The organism is Okeania sp. (assembly GCF_983059655.1).
Genome location: NZ_CEZPJD010000328.1, coordinates 1 through 8,507, shown reverse-complemented (window position 1 = coordinate 8,507; position 8,507 = coordinate 1). Strand labels below are relative to the sequence as shown.

Here is an 8,507-nt window from a genome sequence, read left to right as displayed (position 1 = left end):
GTATAACTATATATTGATATTGTTAAAATTATAAATTCAAAAGAGTAGGTGTCTATGCTCAAAAGTACAGATTTTGAAAATCAGCCAGAAATTAGCCGAGTCAAAGTACTCAGTGAAGCACTACCTTACATTCAAAAATTTGCAGGTCGTAAAATAGTAGTCAAATATGGCGGTGCGGCTATGAAAGATAGTAATCTCAAAGATAAAGTAATTAGAGACATTGTACTACTATCTTGTGTGGGAATACGTCCAATTGTAGTTCATGGTGGTGGCCCTGAAATTAACTCTTGGTTGGGCAAATTAGGAATTGAGCCGCAGTTTAAGGATGGTTTGCGAGTTACTGATGCCCCCACTATGGAAGTAGTAGAGATGGTATTAGTGGGAAAAGTTAATAAGGAAATTGTTTCTTTAATCAATCAAGCTGGTGGCCGTGCCGTGGGTTTGTGTGGCAAAGATGCAAACTTAATTAAAGCACGTCCCGAAGGAAGAGAAGGTATTGGTTTTGTTGGGGAAGTCAGCAACGTCAAAATAGATATTCTACAATCCCTAGTTAATGATGGCTATATTCCCGTAGTATCTAGCGTAGCTGCAGACGAAAAAGGACAAGCTTACAATATTAATGCAGATACTGTTGCGGGTGAAATTGCTGCTGCAATGGATGCAGAAAAGTTAATCCTCCTTACAGATACAGCCGGAATTTTGGAAGATTATCATAATCCAGATACTTTGATTGTGAAGTTGGATATCCAAGAAGCTAGGCAATTGATAGAGAAAGGAATTGTATCTGGTGGGATGATTCCGAAAGTAAATTGTTGTGTGCGGAGTTTAGCTCAGGGAGTTCGAGCTGCCCATATTCTTGATGGTCGAGTTCCCCATTCACTTTTACAGGAAATCTTTACAGATTCTGGAGTTGGCTCAATGATAGTAAGTAGTTTAGGTCTAACTACTTGAGTTAATTTCTTTATTTTTGTCCTCTTGCTGTTTTGAGGAATCTGATATTAAGCTAGAGCTATCAGTTTCAGAAGCAGGAGGAATATTTCTATAAATATGGCTTTGATCGACATTTTTATGAGAAGATGATAGAGAATGGTTTGATGGCCTTCTTGTATTTTCTGTTGTTTTTGAATTAAATGTTTTCCAGGCTACTTTAATACCAGTAAAAATACTTTTAGTTGTAGTTTGAACTTCCTTGGTTTGTTGGCGCACATTACCAAGGCTTTGATCGACTTGCTTAACAATTTCTCCAGCACTCTGGACACTATCATTTACATCATCAGTCAACTCACTAATTTCTAAGCCAGTGAGACGAATTGCTTCTAAAGTTGGTGGTAGTTCACGAACTAGGATGTCAGCTAACTTTTCTAGACTACGAGCAGCTCTTGCTAATGCCAACATCGCAGGTAAGGTGACAATTAATACAGTAGTGAGGCTCAATGCAACCAGGAAAAGGGACAATCCTAGCCAAAACAAGGGGTTGTTCACAGGTATTTCGCCTAAACAGGAGAATGTTCAACAATTGATAATGAACAATGAATAATGTACAATTACCTATCCTTGAAAGAAGAGGATTGAACTTAAGGAAAATATTTTCTTTTTATTTTCTTCATAAATGAAAATATCTTAGATCAAATTAAGCAATTATCAATTATCCATTATCCATTATCCATTTATAATTTCCTATTCCTGGATAATATTAACAATAATAAGCGCTATTGTAGAGTATTTTAAGATTAAAAAAAAGCTTATTGTTTTAATTTTCCCTGTTTATAACTACCGAAACTTCAGAATTTTTTGTTTCTAGTTGAGATAATATTTCTCTCTCTTTTTGACTAGCGTCTAATCCAGCAGCGATCGCCTCTTTTAGTCTTTCTAAAGTTTCTTCCCAAGAATTAGTGGCAGATCCTGAAAACCGGTCTGTTTGAAATTTGACACTGGTAGATAAGTCTGTTACAAGTTGGGGAATAGCTGATGCAGATTTTTTCACTAACTGTTGTGTTTTTTTGCCAGTTCTAGGGGCTATTAATAAGCCTGTTAATGTACCTATGGCTGAACCTAGCAGTAGACCACTGATAAATAGTCCAGATTTTTTGTTTGACATACTTAAAATATATCTCTCTAGAATACTTCTTTTTTATAATCTATTATATTAGCGCCAAATTCTATGGAAACGATGCCAAATGGTTCCGATCAACCAAAACATGGCCATAATTTGTTTGACCTGTTGAACTTGTAAATCCAGTTGTTTATATAGTTGTCGTAGTTGATTTATTTTCTGCTGGTGAAGTTGGAAAAATTCAGGTGTTTTATCAAGTACCTTACTGGTACAATTATCTATCAAATTGAGAGTTTGTTCTACTTGTAGCAATGTTTGTCTAACTTTCCAAATTTTCCAAGCTAGGTAAAAACAAAAAATTGAGATAACTATATTTAGTTCAATTATTAACCACAGCATTTTTCACTACACCGAACAATCTAGAGAAGAACTCGAACAAAAAGTCCAATCAGAATCAAAACTTATGATATTCACTAAAACTCATATAGTGGACCGACATATCCAAGATGGAGTAGGGGAGATTGAATATTGAAGTAGTTTATAGAGTTATCAAAATATATTATATATGACCCCCTCGGATAAAGTTGGTGGTAGGAACATTTGAGGTCTTAAGTGAGTGAGGCGATCGCTCATTAATTTATAGAGAGATTAGTTAACAAACTACGTTATGGTATAAGTTTAAATGCCAGGAGGCGGACTTGAACCGCCGACACGAGGATTTTCAGTCCTCTGCTCTACCAACTGAGCTATCCCGGCTTTTTTTTTCACTTTTACTATAGTAGCAGACTCAATATAATTTTGACAAGTACTTTTGGATTTTTTTTCTTGAGTCAGGAGTCATGAGTCAGGAGCTAGGAGTCAGGAGTTAGAATAAATGGGAACTACAGAGGAGGTAGGAGGAAAAATTGTCCATCAAAAGTAAGAATTAAAGTAAATCAAAAGTCATAATTTAAACAATGAGATGACTGGAGGTACTGATAACTGATAACTGATAACTGAAATGACTTTTATCTCCTTTAACTACGCTCTATTTTTATTAATAGTACTAGGAATTTACTGGTCAATGCCACGCCAGTCTTGGCGAGTATCGATCCTATTAATTGCGAGTTTAATTTTCTACGCTACTATTCAACCTCAATATATTCCACTACTATTAATAATTACCCTATTGAATTTTTACCTTGCTCAAGCTATTGGGGAACCTAAAGATTGGCGTATTGCTAATACAAAATGGAACCGCCGTCGTTTACTACTATTGTGGTTAGGTATAATTTGCAATATCTTACTATTATTAAGCTTCAAATATATACCTTTTTTATTAAATAGTATTGGCATACTCTACAATATCCCTAATATTTTAGAGACTGCTAATTGGGTTGATAGTAATGTAATTGCACCATTAGGTTTAAGCTTTTTCTGCTTTGAATGTCTTGCTTATTTAATTGATGTTTATCGAGGTGCTCCATCAGCTTCTTCTTTATTAGAATTTACATCTTATAAATTATTTTTTCCCAAACTGATTTCTGGTCCGATAACTCGTTATCATTATCTACAAAATCAGCTAGGAATGATCGGCAAAAAAACCACTAAAGCTTTAGTGAAAACTCCTGCTTTAAAATTCCCAACTTTAGAGCAAATTACGGAAGGAATTTGGTTAATTGCGACTGGTGCAGTTAAAAAAGCTTTAATAGCTGATAATTTAGGAATTTTTGTAGACCTGAGTTTTAGTAATTTACAAAGAGCAGGAAGTGGCGATCTATGGTTAGCAACAATTGCTTATGGACTACAACTTTATCTTGATTTTACTGCTTATGTTGATATTGCCCGTGGTAGTGCTTTTTTAATTGGTTTAAACTTGCCACAAAATTTTGATTTTCCTTATTTCAGTACAAGCATAGCGGAATTTTGGCGAAGGTGGCATACAACTTTGGGAGATTGGTTGAGAAATTATTTATATTTTCCTTTGGGAGGTTCAAGGGTTGGTTTATTTAGGACTTGTTTGAACTTGTTAACTGTGATGTTAATAGCTGGTATTTGGCATGGTGCTGCTTGGGGATTTATTGTTTGGGGAATCTTACATGGTTTGGCATTAGTAGTTCATCGGTTAATAGAGGCAATTTCTAAACATTTTAAGGTCAAAAAAATATGGGAAAGTTTGCCTGGAATTTTAATCAGTTGGTTGTTAACTCAGAGTATGGTTTTTGGTACTTGGATATTTTTCCGACTACCGAATTTAAGGGATTCTTTTTGGGTGTTTTCTCACTGGTGGAATTATGATGCTGATGTTCAATTTGTGGATAAAGTTTATCTGGAAGCGATGGGTTTAGAAAGGTTACAGTTAGTGTGGTTAATTTTTGGAGTTGTAGTGGCAATGGGGATTAATTATTGGTTTCATCGTGGTCTAAAATTACAGTTAAATTGGCAGTTGAAAGTTTTGTTAGTGCCTGTATTTTTGTTTACTGTTTGGTTGTTGGCACCAGAGGGTTTGCCTTATATTTATTTTGATTTTTAGAGAAGGAAGAGGGAAGAAAGAAGAAGGAAGAAGGGATAAAAATTGAATAAAAATCACTATTGTTAATTAGGGTTTGCTGAATAAATATCAAATAATTACCAGATAAAGGTTTTAGCGTTTTTAGGTATTGAAAAAGTACATTGTTTTCAGCTCTTTATGCTCAAAAAGTTAGCATTTTTACCAAAAGTTGGGCAAAAAAATTCTCCCGTACTCCCCTACTCCCCCGCTCCTCTACTCCTTAAAAAAGACTTTTTCAGCAAATCCTAATTAGGTATGTAGTATCCTAATATGATATAAGATGTTACTTTCGATAGTGAAAAATTAGTAATAAAATAATTTCTATTAGTTACTTGAATAATTAGTTCTTTGAATAACTAACATTAATAACAATATCAATAGTCGTTTATCCTTAGTCGTTTATCCTTTTAGAAGTGATACCGACTCTATGTGATTTCTATGTCTCAACTTGCCAATCTTCAGAACTTAATCCTACCCTTTCAATTGCTTTTAAACAAAATGAACTTATATCATTAGCAGATAAATTAACTTCAATAAATGCTCCATTATTTAATTTTCTATTGTCTCTAAATTTTTGATTATTCCAGTTCACAATACGGGGATATTCTTGCACAAGTTCCTGAAACTTATAGTCATCTAAATCAACAACAATATTCATAGTGATTTCTAATACATCACGCCAACTTTTAACGCTGTATTTTTTGTTAAGCAGAGACAAAGCTTTGGGTTTTTTTCCCCTTACTCTATCTCCCACTCTTTCCTTTTGAGTCTCATCCCCAAAGTAAGGCCATATTTTCAAACAAATTTCGGCTAAATATTCTGCTCGGTCTTCAATATCTTTTCTCTGCCAGGTTGTTTTTTCTTGAAAATACTCGTTTAACTTTAGTTTACTCTCTAGCAAAATCTCTCTCTTTTTACTAAAAGGATAATTAGAAAGTTCCGAATTATATCCCGTTAAAGTTAAATTACCCAATGTATGTAGTAAAAGTTCGTGAGTCATTTCCCCATATTCCCCTAAAAAATTTTCCCAATCTTTATTTAGTCTTTGAGGCATAATATGTTCGATGGAAAGATTATCAAAAGATACTTCTTCTTTGTGATTAAAAGATTGTTCAATAGATTCTAAAATCAGTTTAGATTTTTCTGCTTTAATCCTAGTACCATAAAGCTCTACCTCTTTTAATCTGGATTTAAAATCCTCATCTCTAGGATATTTTTTGCCAGTTAGAACATATTTTAATCCTTCCATAAAATCTATATCTATTTTTTGTTTAATTTGACCGTATAGAGAAGGAAACATTTTATTAAGGGAATTAGTGGGAAGATTACAGACAAAACGCCGAATAATAAAATTTTCAAGAATCTTTAAAATTTCCACAAATCCATCAACTGAAAATTCTCCTTTTACATAATCATTGTAACAATTTAGTAAAAAAGGATAGATAGTAGTGACATCTAACCGTTTCAAACGTATTAAGCAACTACTAATAGATGAATTTTTTTCCTGACTAGGATCGATAAGTTTCTGATAATAGTCAGCAAATTTAGTTAAATCTTGTAGAGATTCTAAAGCATTTTTGGGATTAATTTTATCCTTTAAAGTAAAATAAACTTGGTCTTTTTTTACTTCCACACCATCCTTCATCAAATAATGGCGAATACATTCGGTTAAACTCTCACATAAAGTATCCTGCATTGGTTCCCAATATTGGGCATAAATTTCCTCTTGCCGATCGACATGAATTTTCATAAAAAAGTAATTTCTAATTAAGTCAGCTTGACTTAAAGCTTTACCTTTTGCGTTTAAACTTTCAAAAACTAAGTGTGGATTTTCGTCTTGTTCTAAGGTAATACTAACTAAAGAAAGACCCCTAATAATTGCTGTTTTAACTGAAGTTAAGTCAATTTCTTTCAGACGGATTTTTTTGTCAAAAAAGCGATAACAATCATTAATTAAAGATTTTTTATAATCAGGAAAACCTCCATCAATAATCTGATGAAAATAATGGCGATCTGCTTGGGTTGGTTGTAATTTATATTGCTCTAAACCATCTTCATAAGGGTTGATTAAAATAGTATTATTAATTTGTTCTGCCAGTTTTTTTGTTTCTTGGTTTTTTTTCGCGCGATCGCGAACAACTGCTAATAAAATTAAAATAGTGGTTAGTCTTTGTTGCCCATCAATTAATAAATATTTAGACACTCCTTCAGGTACAGAAACAGTCTGCATTGTCACAATAGAACCCATAAAATGAGGTCGCATGGTTTCTTGTTCTGTCAACTCTATCAGATCGTCCCATAAATTTTCCCATTGTTGACGTTCCCAGCTATAAGGACGTTGAAATAGAGGAACAAGATATTGTTGAGTTCCTTCTAGGATTTTCTGTAGTTTTGTTTCTGAAGCTTTCATATTTTGCAGAATGTTTAGTGAAATTATTTTCAATAAAATATTAGACGTTGCCAAATCAAGGGATGAATCTTTAGCAGAATAAATAAATCCTATTTTTAATATTTAGACTTGCTCTTTTTTCCTAGCCTACAATTCATCCCATAAATATGCAGCGCCAGATATTATATTGTGTATGGCAATTTCAAAAAAAATGTTTTTTCTAATACTATTTATCTGTAACAATGCGCTTAATAATTATTACCAAAACCTGAATTTTACTAATAGCTGTTATCTTTGATTAAGCGCAACTTCATGGAGAATAGGTGTAAGATACGTCTCAATGTTGCCTTTTCAAACTAAATAATTATCCATTTAACCAATATATTGTCAATAATTTTATAATTTTTCAACTCAAATACTTATAATCAATCAACATAAATTGGAATAAAAGCTAATTATTATCCATCAAATCTGAACACCAATCACTCCAACTACCTGCATAAAGTTTTCCTGTATTAATACCCGCTATTTTTAACGACCATAAATTCACACAAGCAGTCACACCAGAGCCACAATAAATAATAACTTCCTCAGCATTTTTCACCTTTTCCCACCGTTGAATTTGTTCATCAATTTTTGCCAGAGAATTTTCATCAGTAACTTGCTTCCAAGGATAATTAACCGCCCCAGGAATATGACCAGCAATAGGGTCAATAGGTTCATGTTTTCCTAAGTAGCGATCGCTATCTCGTGAATCAACTAATACTACTTCTGGTAAATCTTTTTTGGCTTTAACTGTTTCTATATCTACTACCATTTTGGATTGAATTTGTGGTTCAAAAAAACCTGTTTGTAGAGTAGAAATTTCATTAGTAATTGGATATTTTTTTTGCCATTCAGAAAAACCGCCATCTAAAAGGGCAACTTTTTTATGGCCCATATATGTCAATAACCACCATAGACGGGAAGCAAAGGCAAAGCGAGAATCATCATAAGCCACAATTAGAGTTTCTTGGTATTTAACACCTGTAGTTGCTAATTTTTGGGCCAGTCGATCGGTATCGGGTAATGGGTGACGCCCGCCATGTTTTTGTACTGTGCCGGAAAGGTCTTGGTTAAGGTCGAAATAGAATGCCCCAGGAATATGAGCATCTTGATATTGTTTCTGGCCTAATTCTGGATCGGCTAAAGAGAAACGACAGTCGATGATAATGAGGTTTGGGTCATTGAGATGGTCTACTAACCACTGAGGAGAAATAAGAAAATTTTTATTAGTCATATTTACTAAATTAAATCAAGTTTTCTTCTTCTAATAATAGGTAATATAATGTCCGAATAATCAGTAATAAAAAAACCTTCTCCCTTTAAACCAATATTCCCTTCTGCTTTCTGCCTTCCTTTCTCCTAAGTGTAAGTATTCACGGAAATAATATATACAGAAGTTTCCGAAGCTTATGAGGTACAGTTATTTTTATTCTTTTCTGTTGCCTGTTGCCTGTTGCCTGTTGCCTGTTGCCTGTTGCCTGTTGCCTGTT

The 8,507-nt window shown here is 33.6% G+C and carries 7 protein-coding genes and 1 tRNA gene; 2 read left to right on the top strand and 6 right to left on the bottom strand.

Annotation, left to right across the window (positions count from 1 at the left end; translation table 11 throughout):
* Window positions 1-54 precede the first annotated feature (54 nt).
* Entirely contained in the window at window positions 55-951 is an 897-nt protein-coding gene (argB, locus tag AC3DU7_RS18185; protein WP_488040725.1) for an acetylglutamate kinase, read from the top strand.
* On the opposite strand, the gene AC3DU7_RS18180 is transcribed toward argB, so the two are convergent.
* The 4 genes from AC3DU7_RS18180 to AC3DU7_RS18165 form a co-directional block, all read right to left on the bottom strand.
* Entirely contained in the window at window positions 940-1,482 is a 543-nt protein-coding gene (locus tag AC3DU7_RS18180) for a DUF948 domain-containing protein (protein ID WP_488040724.1), read from the bottom strand. The genes argB and AC3DU7_RS18180 overlap by 12 nt on opposite strands.
* 268 nt (window positions 1,483-1,750) lie before the next feature.
* Window positions 1,751-2,098: a YtxH domain-containing protein gene (locus tag AC3DU7_RS18175; protein ID WP_488040723.1), complete on the bottom strand. Its 348-nt coding sequence runs from the start codon at window positions 2,096-2,098 to the stop codon at window positions 1,751-1,753.
* 48 nt (window positions 2,099-2,146) lie between these two features.
* Window positions 2,147-2,452, bottom strand: coding sequence for a hypothetical protein (locus AC3DU7_RS18170; protein ID WP_488040722.1), 306 nt, complete (start codon window positions 2,450-2,452; stop codon window positions 2,147-2,149).
* Window positions 2,453-2,736: 284 nt separating this feature from the next.
* Window positions 2,737-2,809 (bottom strand) — tRNA-Phe (locus AC3DU7_RS18165).
* Between the two features lie 244 nt (window positions 2,810-3,053).
* Between AC3DU7_RS18165 and AC3DU7_RS18160 the strand changes: the two genes are divergently transcribed.
* On the top strand, window positions 3,054-4,565 hold the full coding sequence (locus tag AC3DU7_RS18160) for an MBOAT family O-acyltransferase (protein WP_488040721.1): 1,512 nt from the start codon (window positions 3,054-3,056) through the stop codon (window positions 4,563-4,565).
* A 454-nt stretch (window positions 4,566-5,019) separates the two neighbouring features.
* Here AC3DU7_RS18160 and AC3DU7_RS18155 read toward each other — a convergent pair whose 3' ends face one another.
* Window positions 5,020-6,993: a DUF262 domain-containing protein gene (locus AC3DU7_RS18155; protein WP_488040720.1), complete on the bottom strand. Its 1,974-nt coding sequence runs from the start codon at window positions 6,991-6,993 to the stop codon at window positions 5,020-5,022.
* Window positions 6,994-7,423: 430 nt separating this feature from the next.
* Entirely contained in the window at window positions 7,424-8,251 is an 828-nt protein-coding gene (locus tag AC3DU7_RS18150; protein WP_488040719.1) for a sulfurtransferase, read from the bottom strand.
* Window positions 8,252-8,507 lie beyond the last annotated feature (256 nt).

Coding starts and splice junctions, on each gene's coding strand:
- argB (WP_488040725.1), top strand. CDS start 55: ATGCTCAAAAGTACAGATTTTGAAAATCAGCCAGAAATTAGCCGAGTC.
- AC3DU7_RS18175 (WP_488040723.1), bottom strand. CDS start 2,098: ATGTCAAACAAAAAATCTGGACTATTTATCAGTGGTCTACTGCTAGGT.
- AC3DU7_RS18170 (WP_488040722.1), bottom strand. CDS start 2,452: ATGCTGTGGTTAATAATTGAACTAAATATAGTTATCTCAATTTTTTGT.
- AC3DU7_RS18160 (WP_488040721.1), top strand. CDS start 3,054: ATGACTTTTATCTCCTTTAACTACGCTCTATTTTTATTAATAGTACTA.
- AC3DU7_RS18155 (WP_488040720.1), bottom strand. CDS start 6,993: ATGAAAGCTTCAGAAACAAAACTACAGAAAATCCTAGAAGGAACTCAA.
- AC3DU7_RS18150 (WP_488040719.1), bottom strand. CDS start 8,251: ATGACTAATAAAAATTTTCTTATTTCTCCTCAGTGGTTAGTAGACCAT.